Raw genomic sequence first — 18,185 nt, 5'->3', positions numbered from 1 at the left:
TATACCAACAAATGTCCCCCAAGGTGTAGATGTGTAACTACTTGTAAAAATTGGAAAAAACAGATTTAATAGGGTAATACGTTGTTCTGACAGGGACTGAGTCGCAACCGTACAAGCTATAATTTAATAAAGCTTTAAGTATCAGTTACTTTCTCTAGTTTCCTTTAGCGTAAGTAATATTAACGTTAGTTAATGTCAGCACTGTATAACAATAAACATTTTTATTTTGTAAGGATATAGAGGGTTAGTTGATGAAAAAAGAGCTTATAAGCAGTTATTTTACAATTGCTTTAATTTGTAGCATTTTCATGTGGTTGTTTGGTGAAGATAGTTATCGTGGTTATGCATACAACTTAGGTAAAGCAATTGTTTGGCCTATATCTATTTTTAAATCTTATCCAGAAATTGATGGGGATAGCCCATTAAAATTTGCTTCAAGCTACCAGAAAGTAGCTGCTTCTGGCAACGTTGAGGGTTATACCGATTTTAATGTAGCTGTTGGTCTACTCTCTTATTACTTTTATGTTGAAAGCGACCCTTCCATTAAGCTTAAAGATTATAATGAACTAATGTATCAAGGGCGTGGAGCAGATCAATTCTTTAAAACTTTGTTGGGAAAAGAAGAAATTTTAACAAAAGTCGCTGATTATTTAGACGGTATGAGTTTTGGAGATATTGTTTCAGAAAGAGATGATATCGAAGATGATTTAATGGAACTGTTGAATGATAGGGAATAGCTATCTTAAATCTAGAAAAGTAGTCGCTTAAAAAGCGATTACTTTTCTAATGAAATTAGCAACTTTTTACTATTAGTATAAATGGTTTACCTGAGGCTCCATACCAAGTCTAAAGATTTATCTATGAAGTTATGTGTATTATTTTCAATGTGTTTTTGAAATGTTAATGCTTTGCTTTCAAAGTTTGTAGCAAACTTTGTTAAGTCTTGCTCTATTTCATCTAGAGTAAAGTTACCCTCATCAACAAGTTTCGGCAGGGCTTTTTCAACATTAATTGATTTGGTAATATTCACAAAAAACAGCCTTCCGATGAAGGTTACTATGAAATCTTTATCCTCAAAATAGCTTTTCTCTACTTTTCGAACTGCTAAGATATATTTACTATTTTGCCAGTTCCCGCGCTCTCCAAATATAAGCTTTAGGCCTTCAAGAATTATTGTGTCAGATAAGTCAATATCTAGTCCCCTTTTTAACATTGACATACGCGCATAAGCTGTTGAAAAAACTATTACTTCTAAAGTGGCATAATCGTTCTTAAGTTCAGTGTAACTTGCATCCTCGATTATACTTTTTCTAAATCTAGATACATTTTTTACAACAAGAGACTGAAAATCCTCCTTTAATTTTGTTAATGGGGCACTTCTTGGATCTGATGGAGATGTAATAAATGAGGTTACTTTATCAAGCCTATTCATTTTTTTTATAAAATCATATAGATCATCATTACTAATAAACTTTAATTTTAAGCTGGAGTTTCTCCCTAAAGTGGAGGGTTCGTTTTTATTTGGCATTTCTATCGAGGAAGCTGCGTACTTATTTAGTATTTCTGTATTTATTTCATCATGATTTAGAAGGTGAATTATGCAATCCAGTAAAGTTTTGGAAAAAGGTTTGGTGAAACCATTTTGAATAGAAGTGAGGACTTTTATACCATTACTAAACTCTACTTCCCAATATCTTGAATTTTCTGACTCGGAAATTGTTTTTAAATTCTTAAGCTCGCAGAAACTTATAAATATTTCATTTGAATTATTGTAGGAAAGATATATGCCGCAATCCGTAATACAGAAAAAGTCACTATAAGCAGGTGATGAAGACAAAAAAGATACAGCTAGAACCTTCTCTTCTTCTAATTTTAATTGGAAAGCTATGAAATCTAGCTGTTCAGAAGATAGTTCACCTGTTAATTTCAAGGCCGATACTTTAGTTATTAGCTCAGGGTTTGGCCCAAATGTTCTATTCTTGTTAGGGTCGTAGAATACTGGTGTATTTTGGATTCTGTAGATTAACTCTTCTAGCAGTACAAGAGTTTCTCCATCAAGCTTTACTTTTCTACTGCTATCTACAACTTTTTTAGAAGTGATTGCATAACTGTTGAGTACAGAAAATAAAAAAGCTAGTGGCATCTTTTCTGCGTAGGTAAGGCGAGATATAAGGTTGTTATTTATTATGAGCTGACAATCATTACAAGAGACTTTCTCTATATCGTCAAAAAGAACTTTTTTGATTTCTGATGCTCGACTGCTAAAGTAGACTCCATTGTTTGTAATAAGTAAGCCCTCTTTTCCACTTCGCCAGAAGGTATCATCTATTAAAGTTATTACATCTTCCTCAGCTATACCTCGACCATACTCATTCAAAGCATTAAGCAGTTTTTTTCGTGGGATATTTGGTTTAGAGAAAATATAGTCAGATGTAATAATGGGGAGGCTTGTACTTAAAATATAAGTTTCAAAATTCATATTAATTCCTTTATTTGATTAATCCTTTTGATAGAGGTTAGTTCAAACGTATTGAAAAATACAGCTGTATTCTTGTTAGGTTTTGATTTATATGAAGTAAAGTGTTGTCAATTAAGATTGAAATTTTGCTTTTTTTTGAATCTATCCTTGAATACCCGTTAGTAATAGTTAATTTCTTCAGGTTTGTAGTAAGATCACTTATATCGAAGTACAAAAACACTGTTATGTTTTAGTACCCACATTAGTACCCATGGGCAAAAGCCTTAAAATAAAGGTAATATAAATCAAATGAGTAGAACAGGAATACAGTGGTTCCCGGGTCACATGAACAAAGCCCGAAACGAAATTAAAGAAATCATGCCACAGATGGATGTGATCATTGAGGTACTTGATGCCCGTATTCCTTATAGTAGTGAAAACCCAATGGTTACTGCGCTGCGTGGCGACAAGCCGGTGATCAAAATCATGAACAAGGCGGACTTGGCTGATCCTAAGTTAACGCAAGCGTGGAAAGACTACTTTGAGCAGCAAAGTGGCGTGAAAGCGATTGATTTTGGTAATGATAAAGCGGGTGAAGTACATCGTATTAATGAGCTTTGTAAAAAATTAGTGCCCCATAAAGTAGGCGCTGATAAACAAATTAAAGCCATGATCATGGGTATTCCAAACGTTGGTAAATCAACTCTTATTAATACCTTAGCTGGCCGTATCGTGGCAAAAACAGGTAATGAACCTGCGGTAACCAAAGCGCAGCAACGTATTAAGCTTGACGATGGCATTATGCTTTACGACACACCGGGTATGTTATGGCCTAAAGTAGAGAACGAAAACTCAGGTTATCGTTTAGGGGCAACTGGCGCTATTCGTGATACCGCTATCGACTACGAAGAAGTGGCAAGTTACACCGCTGAATATTTATTGCAAGCATACCCAGAACTTTTAAAAAGCCGCTATAAAATTGATGAGCTACCGGAGTCTGACTGGGAGTTTGTTGAAATGGCAGGTAAAAAGCGTGGTTGTATCCGCGGTGGTAATCAAATCGATACTTACAAAATGTCTGAAATTCTTATCAACGAATTACGCGATGGCATTATTGGTCGTATTACCATGGAAACACCGGCTATGCGTGAAGAAGAAGAGCAAATGGTTGCTGAGCTTCGCGCTGCTGCAGAGGCGAAAAAAGCCGCTAAAGAAGAAGAGAAAAAGCAACGCCGTGCACGTGCACGTAAGAACCGTCGATAAAGTTAATGCATTAATTTTTAGACATAAAAAAAGCCCTGTAAGGGCTTTTTGAGTTTCATATCTACCGTCACCGATATGAGCAATGTAGCAAGTAAAATAGTAGGGCGATCACCTGTTGCCAATATCAAGGGGCGTTGCGATTAGCAACAGGCGATCTTAGCTTTATCGTGGGCCACACGTGTTTCAGGGTCGAGAAACAAATCAGTTTATTCCGAACAAGTCATAACACTTTATTGTCTTGTTGATAGTGATTATCAATTAGATTTACGTGGCTGTCAACACTCAATTAAAAATAATTCTCATTTCTTTGTGTTTGTTTTTTAAACTTCCGTAATACAATGCATTAGCACTAAAGTTAGGCTGTAAATTACGTGCAATAAAAACTATGCTGGGGCTATAACAATTAAAATAATCACATGCGATGTTCTCAATTTGGTCAATAAGCCTTCTTGCAATTGTATATCTGGCAATTTTATTTGCGGTTGCAGGCTGGGCTGATAAAAGAAAAGTATTGCCTTTTAAAGGCTTAACCTATGGTTTATCACTTGGGGTGTATTGCACCTCTTGGGCGTTTTTTGGTACCACAGCACAAGCTGCTTACAACGGTTGGTGGTTGGCTCCGACCTATGCTGGGACTATTTTGCTATTCATTTTTGGCTGGCAAGTCTATTGCCGCATAGCACATATTTGTCGGCAGCAAAAAATAACCTCAATGGCAGATTTTATTGCCACTCGGTATGGTCAATCGTCGAGTTTGTCTGGGTTCATTTCATTGATTTCAGTGATTGCCATTGTGCCCTATATCTCTTTACAGCTAAGCGCAACGGCACAAAGTATCAACTTACTTACCGACCGCGCTGCCACACAAAGCCATGAAGTATGGGCCGATAGTACTTTTTATATCACGATTGTATTGGCACTGTTTGCTATTTTATTCGGCGCGAGGCGGTTAAAACCCAGCGAACATAACCCAGGATTGATTGCCAGTATTGCCTTTGAATCTGTGGTTAAGTTATTGGCGTTTTTAGCGGTGGGTTTGTATGTGTGCTTTGCTCTATTCGACAGCCCAGTGGCTCTGTTTGAAAAAGCGCATGACCTAAATATTGATCAGCAAGTGGCGGCCACACAAAGTCCAACCTATGTGTATGTTGCTCATACTTTGCTTGGTATTTTGGCAACCTTATGTTTGCCAAGACAATTCCACATGAGCTTTATCGAAAAAAATAACGATAAAGAGCTGGCCTCGGCGCGTTGGCTATTTCCGATTTACCTCTTACTTATTAACCTGTTTATTCTACCGATTGCATACGCCGGATTAATTTACTTTCAAGGTCAAGAAGTCGGCTACGACACCTTTGTATTGGCTTTACCCATGGCGGCTGATGATGCCTTTGTGGCGTTATTAGCCTTTTTAGGTGGCTTTTCAGCGGCAACCAGTATGGTGATTGTGTCATCAATTGTGCTTTCAGTGATGATCACTAATGACTTTATTAACCAGTTTATTTTACGCCGTTCCCAGCTTACATCGAGTAGTCGCGGGCTTGATAAAAATAACCTATTACATGCGCGTAAAATCGTTATCGTATTGATTCTATTGCTTAGTTACTTCACTCACCGAGTGCTGGGCGAAAGTACAACCCTTGCCAATGTGGGTTTGATGTCGTTCACCTTAGTCGCGCAATTTTCGCCGGCCATGATCATAGGCTTATGGTGGCGACAAGCATCGTGTCGCGGCGCGCAATTGGGGATTTTAAGCGGCTTTATTATTTGGGGATACACACTTTTACTACCGAATATCGCCGGAGGTTTAGGAAGCGATAGTTTATGGCTTGTGAATGGACCGTGGGGAATAAGCTGGTTAGCGCCAACCGACTTATTCTCATTAGGCATGGAAAGCATTAGCCAAGCTCTATTGCTATCGTTAGGTGCGAACTGTTTAGTGTATTTCTTAGTGCCGTTATTTAGTCGTGCAACCTTGGCTGAACGCTTACAGAGTAATAAGTTTGTTTCGCAGCTGAATGATTCGAAGGTAAGCAATCATCTACAGCCTTTGAGCTACCATGATCTAGGTGCACTATTGCAACGATTTGCCGAAAAAGAAGCGGCACAGTCTTTGGTAAATCATTACTTTCCGGATGATAAAAGTAAGTGGAAGCGCCCTGCCAATGTCGAGTTAGAGCTATTAGTTGAGCGCGAGATGTCTGCGGTGATCGGCGGCGCATCGGCACGGCTTATTCTAGATGTGGCGAAAAATGAGCAGCGCCAGCCTCTAGAGCAGGTTGCCGAGTTTGTTGATGAAGCAAGCCAAGTACTTAAATTTAATCGTGACTTACTGCAATCAACAATCGAAAACATTCAGCAAGGGATCAGTGTAGTTGATAGTGAGCTGCGCTTGGTAGCTTGGAACCAAGGCTACAAAAACATGTTCGCCTACCCAGATGATGCGCTTTACATAGGCCGCCCTGTTGCCGACATTATTCGTTTTAATGCCGAGCGCGGCCTATTCAGCGGCGAGAGCATGACCAGCGAAGTTGAAAAACGTTTAGCCTATTTACGCCAAGGCAGCGCTTATAAATATCAGCGCTCGCACAATGATGGCCGGGTGTTTGAAATGCAAGGTAACCCACTGCCAGGTGGCGGCTTTGTAACAACCTATACCGACATTACCGAGTTCGTAAAACAACAAAAAGCGTTAACAGAAGCCAATGTTAGCCTCGAAGAAAAAGTCGCAGCACGCACCTTGGCATTGACTCAAGCAAACCAAGAGTTGTCGATGGCAAAGCAAGTGGCGGAACAAGCAACGGTCAGTAAAACACGCTTTTTTGCTGCTGCCAGCCATGATTTATTGCAACCATTCAATGCCGCGAGCTTGTTTTGTTCTTTAATGAATGAAAAAGCCCAAGACACCGAACTTAAAGAGCTGGCGATGAATATTAAGAATTCATTGGGCAGCGCCGAAGAGTTGTTATCGAGTATTTTAGAGTTAACCAAGCTCGATTCGGGCTCGTTTAAAGTACAAATGAGCGAGTTTGCTGCCAGCTCGTTGGTTGAACCATTGCGTAATGACTACGAAGCCCTTGCCCGCGAAAAAGGCTTAAAGTTTATTATTGAAACCTGTGATGTGCGCTTGCATACTGACAAAGCGCTGCTGCGACGAGTGCTGCGTAACCTTTTGAGTAATGCGATTCGTTATACCGAGCAAGGTGAGGTTCGCTTAAAAATGCAGTACGACGATGACCATGTATCCTTTATTGTTGAAGACACAGGGATTGGTATTGCATCGAGCGATCAACAAACTATTTTCCAAGAGTTTAAACAGCTTGGTGCAAAGCCAAGCGCCGAGGGGTTAGGCTTAGGGTTGGCAATCACTAAACGTATATGTGACTTACTTAAAATCCCCCTAGTGATGGGGTCTGAGCTTGGTAAAGGCACGCAATTTACCCTAACTCTGCCTTGTAAAGTGAGTGCTGCGCCAGCGCAAGCGAAAGGTGCTGAGGCATCACAAGAAACAGAGCTGGGGCAATTGCGTATTTGGTTGCTTGATAACGACCGCAACGTGTTAGAGGCATTAAAGCAGCTACTCGAGAATTGGGGCTGTGAAATTTCAACAGCCACTAACTTAGCGGAGCTTGAGCAGTTAAAGGCAAGCCAAGCCCTGCCGCAATTGTTGATTATTGATTATCAGCTGGATGATGGGGTAACAGGACTAGAAGTGATTGAACAAGCGGCACTAACACGCTTACCTGCCATCGTGAATACTGCGAATCATGACGAAGGCATACGCGAGTTAGTGCTCGATGCGGGCTACCCATTACTTTATAAGCCTCTGAAAGCGCCTGCCTTAAAGCGCATGATTAAGCGACTGACTTAATCTGCGTTTTGCTCAGTTGTTGGGGTATTGGCTTTAATTAAGCGCTCTACCTCAGCGACAAACTTCTTATCTAAGTCATCTTCATGGCTCAAAAATAACAGCATTTCATCACCATTGTGGTCAATGACAGTTACCGTGGTGGTTAGTAGGGCGCTTTTAGCATAATCAACGTTGATCTCTTTAATGTCACTAAAGCGGCGTTGATCTTTTTCGAGCACACCTTGCTCATTTTCCCAGTAACTAAAAATGGTGTTTTCTGTGATGCCGTTTCCATCAGTTTTAAAATCGAAAAATGCGTCACTATAAAAATAGTGCACATTCTCGTTGGCAGGAATAATTTCTTTTCTTTTTAGAAAGTTAACTTGATAGGACCAAAGCTTATCGCCGGTTACTATGGTTGAGCTTGGCAACAAATATAGCTCATAAATTAAGCCATAAAATAACCAAGGCAACATGAATATCGAAATGATAACCTGCCTCGCTCGCCACTGAGAGTGGTACTCAAGAGCCTGTTCTGGTTGCTTGAGGTTTTGAATGTAATTAACCAGTGGCAACCATAGAATAGGTATAACTAAAAACAGCCAACTACCATATTCCCAGTTATAGCTTACGACTTCAGAAATGATAATCGCCAGCCATAACACGAACCCAACCGCGACGGGCATGATCTTATTTTTGCCAAAGGTTTGTTCGCTGTGCTTGCAAAGTTCAAGTAACAACGGAATAAAAAACAGTGGTGCGAATATCCCTCGAGCAATCGGCATAATATGGCTTTGTTGCTGCTCTTTTATCGCTTTCCAGTTGCGATAGCTCCAGTAGTGAATGAATATTCCTAAGCTCAATAAGCTGTAAATAACAAACTTACTGTTACTGACAGGGTAGAACTGTTGCTCAGCAAAAACCGGGCGGTTACTTGCTTCTATACGCCAAGCCGCGATGAAAAAGATGATTGCCGCCAAGTAACTTAAAATAAAAACGCTATACCAGTTGGTTTCGTCATCCGCTGGTGTGGTTGTTGAGCTATTTGTGCCGTATTTAATGATGCCGAAATGGGTCGCGTTATTGAGTTTTTTACGCTCGCTTAGGTAAAGGTCTATTTGATCGGCTGGAATATGATCCTGCTTAGCACTGTAATCAAAGTATAAGGTCAACACCGAGTCTTTAAATGTCACGCGTTTCTCGAGATGAAAAAATGGGTTGTCGACTGTGACCTGCTCATCATCAAACTGCCAATTAGTATCCGTAAACGTAACCTTTATGGTTGTTTCGATATTATTTGGGTAACGAAACCACATTGGTGCATTGTTACGCTCTCGCTGTTCTGGCTTATAAACTGAATTTTGAATTTCACTGGCGTAAAAGTCGTTTTGAAAATCATTACCCTCAGGTCGCCAAAAGTCATCAATAATATAATACTCATTGGTAATTAGTTGACCGGTGTCCTTTGGAGATTCAACCAGCATAGGTTTGGCTGTTTGTAAGCCTTTGTAGGTATCTTGATAATATTCGCGGTAATCATCTTCTACGCTTTTTAAGCTGTTTTTAGCGATTGAACTGCGGCGGCTAATTGCTTCAAAGTCGCCGTATTTATATTGAGTTGAGAAATTAACTGGCTCATCAATACCTTCTGGGATCTGATAATTATCAAAAACCTGTATGCGTTTTAGGGCAGGCTCTGTGAACATATCTGTAAAGCCTGTTTCACCTTGCTTTATGATTAACGCTACATCGTAGTTCGGTTGAGCTAAATGTTCTAAATCGCCGCGCTGGTAAGAAATGGTCGGATCAAGCCAATAGCGCTTACCTTGGTGCTCTAAGGTGACAATCACATGGTCAAACAAGCTAGGAGAGACCGGTAAGCTGGCAGTACGTTTTCTGTCTTCGGTGTTAACTAAAGCTGGATGAGCCTCTACGCCGAGCGCTTTAAGTAAAGAAATGAGCAAGACGGTTTTGTCTTTACAGTCGCCATAGCGCAGTGCCAAGGTTTCTGATGCAGGAGTAGGCTGGTGCGAGTTGGTGCCCATTTCTAGGCCCAAATAACGTACTTCGTCTTGGCTAAAGCGCAGGGCAGCCACAATTTGAGACTCTAAATCGGCATGTTGAAACTTAATTTGACGAGCAATTGTGTCAATAGCTGGACTCACTTCGATGGCTGATTGGTACAAAGGTAACGACCAATTGACTACCTCTTGCCAATTATTTACTTCAGAAAAATACACCTCTTTGTAAGGCGAATACCAATGCGGTACTTCGCTTGCAGAGCTAAGGGTCGGCTCATTGTGTTGGCTAATTTGGTAGTCAAAACCCGTATCGAGCTTGGTTTTAGTAACTGGCGACTCACCATTCATAAAGTTGATATATAAGGGCGAAGGCTTTTGCCACTTTACCCGCATAAATTGCTGCACTATCGGCACCGACCAGTTTAGTGTGCGCATGGTGCTGAAGTGTTGATAAACCGGATTACTCCCCGAAACCGTATAGCTGTAATCTAAAATATCCATGACCCGCATATCATCAATAATGACATTTAGGCTTAAGGTACCATTGTATATACGACTTGCTAAGTCGGTCTCGCGCTGTAACACCTGAAGCTCGGCACTATTTAGTTTATCTATATATTGGCCGTCACGAATAATGCCTAAACTATTGAGCGTAAGAGATTGATAATTTGGGTCAAAATCAATATTCAGCTGGCTTATATAATCAACCCCAGACTGATTGACCGCTTGCATTACGGTGCGATTAAAGCGTTGCTGTGGGGCTTGCTCAGATACCTGAAGCTGAGTGTCGAGCATCAGGTAGAAAGTCCCGTCTCGTATTTGGTCTCGAGGTATCTCAGGGGTAAGTAACTCATGGTGTTTTACCCAGTTAGCTGCGGGGGCAACCTGATAGTCTTCTGCGGCTGCAAAGCAGCTCACAAAGAATAAAAAACAGCCAGTACCTTAAGTTGTAAGTGCATCCATTTCATTGTTATTTTCTAATTACGTTTAGTTTTATATGACAAATTACTGAATTTCACGGCATGAGCCAAATAAAATTCAATATAAATGCTTCTTTTTAGGTCCAATGCTCAATAAGCGCTAGTTTTCAGTGCTTTCTTTATCAGGTAAGTCAGTGATTTCAACGCGGCTATTTACTTCATAGTATTTTTGCGTGATTTTTTTCAAAATCTCGCGGCGTAATGTGCTTACAGTGCCTGCTTTAGTTAAGTGGTTACCATAGGTAGTAAATGTTTTATCCCAGCCCATTGCCACAATACTAGGATCGACAACAATTGCATTACCTCCCCCGTAAGCAACATCGGTACCTAAAATATCGGTAATATCGTAATTATCGATACTAAAAGAGAGGTTTTGCACAACTTGGTCTTTATCTGGTTCTTGAATAACTAACGATTGAAGATGATCAGCTAAGTCTTCTTCAAAGTTAGGGAAATAGTTTTTCTTTTCAAGGTATAACGAAGAAACACGTGTGCTATGAGTATCAATAACACTGCCTCGATTTGAATTTACAAATTGCACTGCATTGTTAGTCAGGGCGGTAAATACATTTTTCGCTGTATATGGGTAGTTAAGTAAATTTGGGCTACCAATATAACCACGGTAATAGCCATATATTAATAGCGGGTCATTGTTAAATAGCGGTGCAACAATGTTGTACTCTATATCGTTCAATGAATATTGATTACCGTTAAAATTAAAGCGTGGCTTATCAAAAAAACTTGGCTCTTCGTTTATTAGCTTAGATAAGTTTTTTACTGGGTACTGCTGAACTAACTCATTGAGTACCGTCACGTTATAAAGATTGAACCAGTAAGCGAGCAGTTCAGGCTTTGGCAAGTTACTCAAGTTAATCTTATTTGGCAGGTCGGCCATATTTTTTTGTATGACCTGCAAGGCTTGCCTCATTTTAGGATTGTCTTTATATGAATCATAATAAAAGCGGTTTGCTTCTGTTGCTGTCGAAGGTTTAGGGTTGGATGATAAATGTGTACCAATCGTCGTGGTGTGTGAGGTGATGCGGTAGCGGTCAGACATGCCTAAATCAATGACCGAAGCACTTAATATTTGCCCATAGCCAGCGTAATCAAGAGTAATGTTTGAGTTTGCATCATACTGATGAAATTGGCTAAATTTTTCTTGGTTAATTGCTGTGATGGCTGTTTTATTAATAGGAGCCGTTGAATTACAGGCCGTTACCAAAATAAGTGATGTTGTTAATGCGATGGTCTTTATAGCGCTTTTCATTTTTACCACCTTCCTTAGTACAAAAAATAAACATGTTACTTTTGCTTTAAATTGGCAATATCCAGGTAATTAACACAGAAAAAACAAGACTTAAAGTTGGCTATTGCGGTTTTGCTAAGTGTTTTAGTTGGGTATTTAAGGGAGTATTAAAGCGGCTTATAGCGAGCCGCTTTAGGGTTATATTATTTATCTTCAGACTCTTTAGCTGGTAAGTCTTTTATTTCAACGCGAGTATTTGCTTCATAGTATTTTTGCGTGATTTTTTGCAAAATCTCGCGGCGTAACGGGCTTACATGGCCGACTTCTTTAGTTAAGTTTTCACCATAAGTAACAAAATTAGTATCAAAGCCCTCTGCTACAATACTCGGATCGACAACAATTGCATTACCTCCACCATATTCAACATCGGTACCTAGAATGTCGGTAATGTCGTAGTTATCGATACTAAAAGAGAGGTTTTGTACAGCTTGGTCTTTATCTGGCTCTTGAATTACTAACGATTGAAGGTGGTCAGCTAAATCTTCTTCAAAGTTAGGAAAATAGTTTTTCTTTTCAAGGTATAAAGAAGAAACACGAGTGCTATGGTTACCTATCACACTACCACGGTTTGAATTAACAAACTGCACTGCATTGGTGGTTAGGGCTGCAAACACATTTTTTGCTGTATATGGGTGGTCAAGCAAATTTGGGCTGCCAATGTAGCCACGGTAGTAGCCATATATTAATAGCGGGTCATTGTTAAATAGCGGTGCAACAATGTTGTACTCAATGTCGTTTAATGAATACTGGTTACCGTTAAAGTTAAAGCGTGGCTTATCAAAAAAACTTGGCTCTTCATTTAATAACTTGGTCAGGTTCTTAACAGGGTACTGCTGCACTAACTCATTGAGTACCGTCACGTTATAAAGATTGAGCCAGTAAGCGAGTAACTCTGATTTTGGTAAGTTACTTAAATTAATTTTGTTTGGCAGATCGGCCATATTTTCTTGCACTAGTTGCAAGTCTTGCTTCATCTGAGGATTCTTTTTGTACGAATCATAATAAAAGCGGTTTGCTTCTGTTGCAGTCGACGGTTTTGGATTCGACGACAACCGCGTGCCAATTTTGGTTGTGTTTTGTGAAATGCGATAGCGGTCTGACATACCTAAATCAATCACCGAGGCATTTAATATTTGCCCGTAGTCAGTGTACTCAAGGGTGATATTTGATTTTTCATCGTACTGATGAAATTGGCTAAATTTTTCTTGGTTTATGGCTGTCGTTGCTGTTTTATTAATAGGAGTCGTTGAATTACAGGCTGTAACTAGAATAAGTGATGTTGCTAATACGATGGGTTTTATAGCGTTTTTCATTTTTATTACCTTCCGTAGTTTAAAAAATAAACATAGCGTGGTTTTTCTGAAAGCGCAACAATCTGTTGTTTTTGTTAAAAATACTAACTTTTGTTAATTAAATAGGTACGATGATGTTGGCTTCTGTGCCTTGCTGGGGTTTTGAATTTATCGATAACTCAAAGCCTTGGTTGCGCACAAGTTCTCGGGTTATCACAAGCCCGATGCCTGTGGTAATATTTAAGCTTTTGAAAAAATAACAGTTTGTTGTTTTTTAGAACGTGAGCTTTTCCCACTACTGGGAAAGCGAGTTTTAAAACTGGGAGTGAATGCTTAAATTAGCTTTCTTCGATTTTGCCAACCTGCGAAAGTTGATTAAATAAAATGCCCGCTTGAGTACGGTTATAAACATTGAGTTTGCGTAAAATCGCTGACACATGTTGTTTGATTGTGGTTTCTTGAATCGACATTTCAAAGGCGATTTGCTTATTCAATAAACCGTCGGCAATCATCGCTAGTACGCGGTATTGCTGGGGGGTTAGTTTTTCAAGGTTACGAGCAAATTCGCTTTGTTCGTCGTTGATCACCACATCAGTTAAATCTACTTCAGGTGGTAACCAAGTGTCGCCATTGAGTACATGACTAATTGCTTCACTGATAACATCTAAAGAAGATGACTTAGGAATATAGCCTGCAGCGCCAAGGCTCATAGCTTGTTTGATTATGGCGGGTGTCTCATTGGCAGAGACCATGATCACTAAGATATCAGGGTAGTGGTTACGCAGTTGCGAAAGGGCTTGTAGGCCATTTGCACCTGGGATCGTAAGGTCTAAAAATATTAGTTCAATCTCAGGGTGAGCGCTTAACAGTGTAAACAAACCATCAATGTCACTGGTCTCTTTAATATGTTCTTCAGGCACTGATGTCGCGGCAGCTTGACGCAGCGCACTTCTAAATAACGGGTGATCATCGGCGATTATGGTGTTCACAGCTAAAGACATTCCCTCGATTCTCCAATGCGTTATGTTATAAGTGATTTTGCGCTTTGAAACAAGGTTTGCCTGAGGGGAAGTTTCAGACAAACCTTTCTCACACAAGGATTTAGATTCTATTTTAGAAACGGTAACCAACAGTGAAGGCTACAGTGCGAGGGTCGCCGTAGTAACCAATCAGGGTATTATCACCACCTAAACCTGGAGTGTATTTGCTGATATCTGTTGGGTCTGTTGGATCTGTTGGATCAGGTGCCACGAATTGGTAACCACCAATCATGTACTCTTCATCCGTTAAGTTTTTACCGTAAAGACCTGCAGTCCAGTGACCATCTGTGCTGTACCAAGTGATACCCATATTAAAGATACCGTAAGCATCTTGCGTTAATAGGCTATCTTCTTCGAATAGCGCGTAGTCGCCTCTGTGGTAGTAGTTACCATTGATGACGAAGTCACCCATTTCTGTGTACATACGGTACGTTGCACCCAGATTAAAGGTTAAATCAGGTGTGTTTGATACCGTAAAGCGATCTGATTTATCGAATGCTTCACCGGTTTCTGGGTCGTAATCAATTACGTTATCGAAATTACTATCGATGTAACCTACTGATGCATCAAAGCTGAGTGATTCTGTTGCAACATAGTTAAGCTCAAGCTCAATACCATCTGATGTTGACTCACCAATGTTACCTAAACGCTGGTTTAGATCTGCATCTGTTTCACCAGGTAAGACGGAAATATATTGGCGATCTTTATGGTCAAGTGAGAATAAGGTAACGTTTGCACGTAAGTTGTTATTCCACTCACTCTTCATGCCGATTTCGAATGAATCAACGATTTCTGGTTTTGCAGCAGGCTCAGCCGTGCTTGCTCGTGGGTTGAAAGTACCTGATTTAAAGCCTTGCGCATAACTTGCAAAGAACATGATGTCGTTTGAATACTGATATTCAACACCTGCGCGCGGTGTGAAGCGTGACCATTCTTCCTCATCATCGAGTACCGTTGGTACAAGTTGACCTTCTGGGCGAGTGTAACCAGGGATCCAATCTGATTCAGGGTAGACTGTATCAAAAATTAAACCGTTATAAACATTCGCCTCTTTTTTGTCCTTAGTGTAACGTGCGCCGAGTGTCATTGACCATTTATCGGTTAAGTCAATCGAGCTTTGGATATACGCTGCTTTACTGTTTGAGTTACTACAGCCACCTGTTTCACGAGTTAAGCTTGGACCACCTAGTGCCTGACCTAATACTTTTAAGATAGCTTGGAATTGACCGCAAGATTCACCATCATAGTAGTAAAGGCCCGAAACCAGTTTATAGTTATCGCCTTGATGATTTAGCTGTAACTCATGAGTGGTTTGCTCATCATCGTAAATAGCAGGTACATCGAAAATTTGAATTGACGTGTTATCAAAGTCGATATTAGTCGGTGAGTAGCTCTCACGGCTTGAACCAATATATTTAATGCTAGTACGGTCAGTCATATCCCAACGAGCAGTTAGGCTATAGCCTTCTAGTTCAACCTTGTTCCATGTTGGTAAGCTGGTGTAAGAGTCATACACGCTGTCTGGAACTGGCGCATCAGTAAGAATACTTGGTAGTAAACGGTAACCACCTTTTGCGTTTGATTTGTCTTCTGTTTTATCCCACGCGAAACGGAAGAATAAGTCGTCAGTCGGAGTGTATTCGAGTGTAACGCGAGCTGCGGTTACGTCTTTGTTGTAGTTTTCGCGGTCTTGGTTATCAAGAGAAGACGTTAAAAACTCGCCAAAGCCATCACGGTTAAGCGTTGCAAAACCAAAGCCCACGTAAAGCTTTTCGTCAACAATTGGTAATTGGCCAGTAATTTTTAAATCTTTTTGGTTATAGCTACCTACAGTGCCTTGAATATTTAAGGTTGCATCACCGCTCATTTCTTTGGTGACGTATTTAATCGCACCACCGATGGTATTTTTACCGTAAAGCGTCCCTTGTGGACCACGTAATACTTCGATTTGTTGCACATCAAGAAGGTCAAGCACGGCACCCTGTGGACGAGCAAGGTAGACATCATCGATATAAATACCTACGCCTGGCTCATACCCCCAAAGAGGATCTTGCTGACCTACACCACGAATAAACGCGGTAATTGTAGAGTTAGTACCACGGCTTGCTTGCAGGGTGGTATTTGGCGAGAACTGTTGAACTTCGGTCATAACGACGATGCCATTTTCTGCCAGTTCCTCAGCACCCACTGAGGTTACAGCAACAGGAACTTCTTGCAGGTTTTCAACAGTTTTACGTGCTGTTACCTGAATACGTTCAAGTTCACCTTTTTTTGCTGCAGGTTCGGCTTGTTCTGCCGCTTGAGCACTGACACCTGCCAAAGCAAGTGATACAGCCAGAGTAAGTGGCGCGACTTTTGGGTTAAGCTTTATCATGTTGTATTCCTTGTTATTGTTGTCATTAGTCTTATGGCCACTCACATTGATGTTGCCGAAGACTTAATAAGATTTGCCCGTGTCACCTGTCAATTAATGTAGAAGATAGTTGCAGAAATTGAATTAGTACCATAGTGCTATACCCGCCACAGCCCTTTATTTATCAAGCAATTAAGCTATTTTTAAAGCAGATAGTACCTTAGTGTTATGTATTTTTTGAACGCTTAGGGTAAGACTGAAAGCATTATTCCGATGTCACCTCATCTGTGTAATAACAATAATTATAGGAATGTCTATGCTGAGCATGATAGGACTGTTAGGCGGTTTAATACTGCTGATCATTTTAACGCTGCGTGGGGTAAATTTATTTATCGCTGCGCCAATCTGTGCACTGTTAGTTGCACTTAGTAGTGGCATGGCCATTTTCCCTGTATCGGCAGATACAAACTTTATTAACGCCTATATGGATGGCTTTGCAGGCTTCTTAAGTGCGTGGTTCTTTATGTTCTTACTGGGGTCGTTATTTGGTAAGTTCATGGAAGACACCGGTGCTGCAGACAGTGTTGCAAGCTACATTGTGGGTAAACTTGGTATGAAACACGCCGTTCTTGCGGTTGTGATTGCCTGTGCAGTTTTAACCTATGGTGGCGTGAGCGTCTTTATCGTTGCGTTTTCTGTTTACCCAATGGCATTGAGTCTGTTTAAAGATGCAAATTTACCGCGCCGCTTTATTCCAGCAACGCTGGCATTTGGTTCGGTGACCTTTACCATGACCTCAGCAGGCTCGCCAGAAATTCAAAACTGGATCCCGGTTAAACACCTTGGTACGTCACCTTATGCAGCATGGGAAGTGAGCTTAGTGGTGGCTATTTTCATGGCGACAGCAGGTTACTTTTGGTTAAACAAGATGATCAAAAAGGCCGTTGCTAACGGCGAAACCTTTGAAGCGCGCGATGATGATCCTGTCATTATTGAGCGTCGTCGTCCGCATCCAATTACGGGTGTGATCCCGCTGATCGTGGTGCTACTTTTATCATTTACGCTACATGATGTACTACAGCAAACAGCGCTTATTGTTGCCTTACTTGGTGGTGTACTGAGTATTGTGATTATTAACTTCAAGCATTTTCACGATATGGGTAACGCCATTAATGTTGGTACAACTGGCGCTTTAGTGGCAATCGGTAATACCGCTGCTGTGGTTGGCTTTGGCGCTGTGGCGAAAGTATCACCAGCATTTACCGCCGCTGTCGATGTGATGACCCATATGCCGGGGAATGAGTTGGTTGGTGCTGCGGTTGCGGTCAGTGTGATTGCTGGTTTAACTGGCTCTGCTTCTGGCGGACAAGCCATCGCATTACCACTTGTCGCACCAGGTTATTTAGATATGGGCGTAAACCCTGAACAACTGCACCGAGTAGTGGCGATTAGCTCTGGAGCCCTAGATACCTTGCCGCATAATGGTTATGTGGTCACAACAATACGCGCTATCTGTAAAGAAACGCATCAACGAGCGTATTGGTCAATGGCAGCACTCACTGCGGTTATTCCGCTTATCGGTGTCGCATTGGCACTTGGACTCTTTATTATCTTTTAAGGAA

At 40.7% G+C, this 18,185-nt stretch carries 10 protein-coding genes; 4 read left to right on the top strand and 6 right to left on the bottom strand.

The genetic code is table 11. The features are described 5' to 3' along the window. The first annotated feature begins 251 nt into the window (after positions 1-251). Positions 252-737, top strand: coding sequence for a hypothetical protein (locus HUS62_RS10270; RefSeq protein WP_175079431.1), 486 nt, complete (start codon positions 252-254; stop codon positions 735-737). A gap of 86 nt (positions 738-823) precedes the next feature. Here the strand turns inward: HUS62_RS10270 and HUS62_RS10265 are convergent, their stop codons facing one another. Then, positions 824-2,479: a hypothetical protein gene (locus HUS62_RS10265; RefSeq protein WP_175079430.1), complete on the bottom strand. Its 1,656-nt coding sequence runs from the start codon at positions 2,477-2,479 to the stop codon at positions 824-826. A 288-nt stretch (positions 2,480-2,767) separates the two neighbouring features. Between HUS62_RS10265 and ylqF the strand changes: the two genes are divergently transcribed. Together ylqF and HUS62_RS10255 are read left to right on the top strand one after the other, a co-directional pair. Continuing rightward, positions 2,768-3,721 carry a ribosome biogenesis GTPase YlqF gene (gene ylqF, locus HUS62_RS10260; protein WP_058586080.1) on the top strand — a complete coding sequence of 318 codons (954 nt, stop codon included), beginning with the start codon at positions 2,768-2,770 and terminating at the stop codon, positions 3,719-3,721. A gap of 421 nt (positions 3,722-4,142) precedes the next feature. Next, positions 4,143-7,592, top strand: a complete 3,450-nt coding sequence (locus HUS62_RS10255) for a PAS-domain containing protein (RefSeq protein WP_175079429.1) — start codon at positions 4,143-4,145, stop codon at positions 7,590-7,592. Here the strand turns inward: HUS62_RS10255 and HUS62_RS10250 are convergent. From HUS62_RS10250 to HUS62_RS10230, 5 genes are all read right to left on the bottom strand, one after another. Then, positions 7,589-10,510 carry a DUF3857 domain-containing transglutaminase family protein gene (locus HUS62_RS10250; RefSeq protein ID WP_175079428.1) on the bottom strand — a complete coding sequence of 974 codons (2,922 nt, stop codon included), beginning with the start codon at positions 10,508-10,510 and terminating at the stop codon, positions 7,589-7,591. The two genes, HUS62_RS10255 and HUS62_RS10250, sit on opposite strands and share 4 nt — an antisense overlap. A gap of 162 nt (positions 10,511-10,672) precedes the next feature. Beyond that, positions 10,673-11,839 (bottom strand): DUF547 domain-containing protein, encoded by a 1,167-nt coding sequence (locus HUS62_RS10245; protein WP_175079427.1) that lies wholly within the window; start codon positions 11,837-11,839, stop codon positions 10,673-10,675. Between the two features lie 182 nt (positions 11,840-12,021). Next, entirely contained in the window at positions 12,022-13,191 is a 1,170-nt protein-coding gene (locus HUS62_RS10240; protein ID WP_175079426.1) for a DUF547 domain-containing protein, read from the bottom strand. 317 nt (positions 13,192-13,508) lie between these two features. Then, positions 13,509-14,171 (bottom strand): response regulator transcription factor, encoded by a 663-nt coding sequence (locus HUS62_RS10235; RefSeq protein ID WP_054562939.1) that lies wholly within the window; start codon positions 14,169-14,171, stop codon positions 13,509-13,511. A 112-nt stretch (positions 14,172-14,283) separates the two neighbouring features. Then, positions 14,284-16,584 (bottom strand): TonB-dependent receptor, encoded by a 2,301-nt coding sequence (locus HUS62_RS10230; protein ID WP_175079425.1) that lies wholly within the window; start codon positions 16,582-16,584, stop codon positions 14,284-14,286. Positions 16,585-16,879: 295 nt separating this feature from the next. Here HUS62_RS10230 and HUS62_RS10225 point away from each other — a divergent pair, with 295 nt between their 5' ends. Beyond that, entirely contained in the window at positions 16,880-18,181 is a 1,302-nt protein-coding gene (locus tag HUS62_RS10225; protein ID WP_054562937.1) for a GntP family permease, read from the top strand. The last annotated feature ends 4 nt before the right edge of the window (positions 18,182-18,185 follow it).

The organism is Pseudoalteromonas sp. 0303 (genome assembly GCF_013349995.1).
Lineage (GTDB): Bacteria > Pseudomonadota > Gammaproteobacteria > Enterobacterales > Alteromonadaceae > Pseudoalteromonas.
The sequence above is the reverse complement of the archived record's forward strand: the minus strand, read 5'-3'. Positions and strand labels throughout refer to the sequence as shown.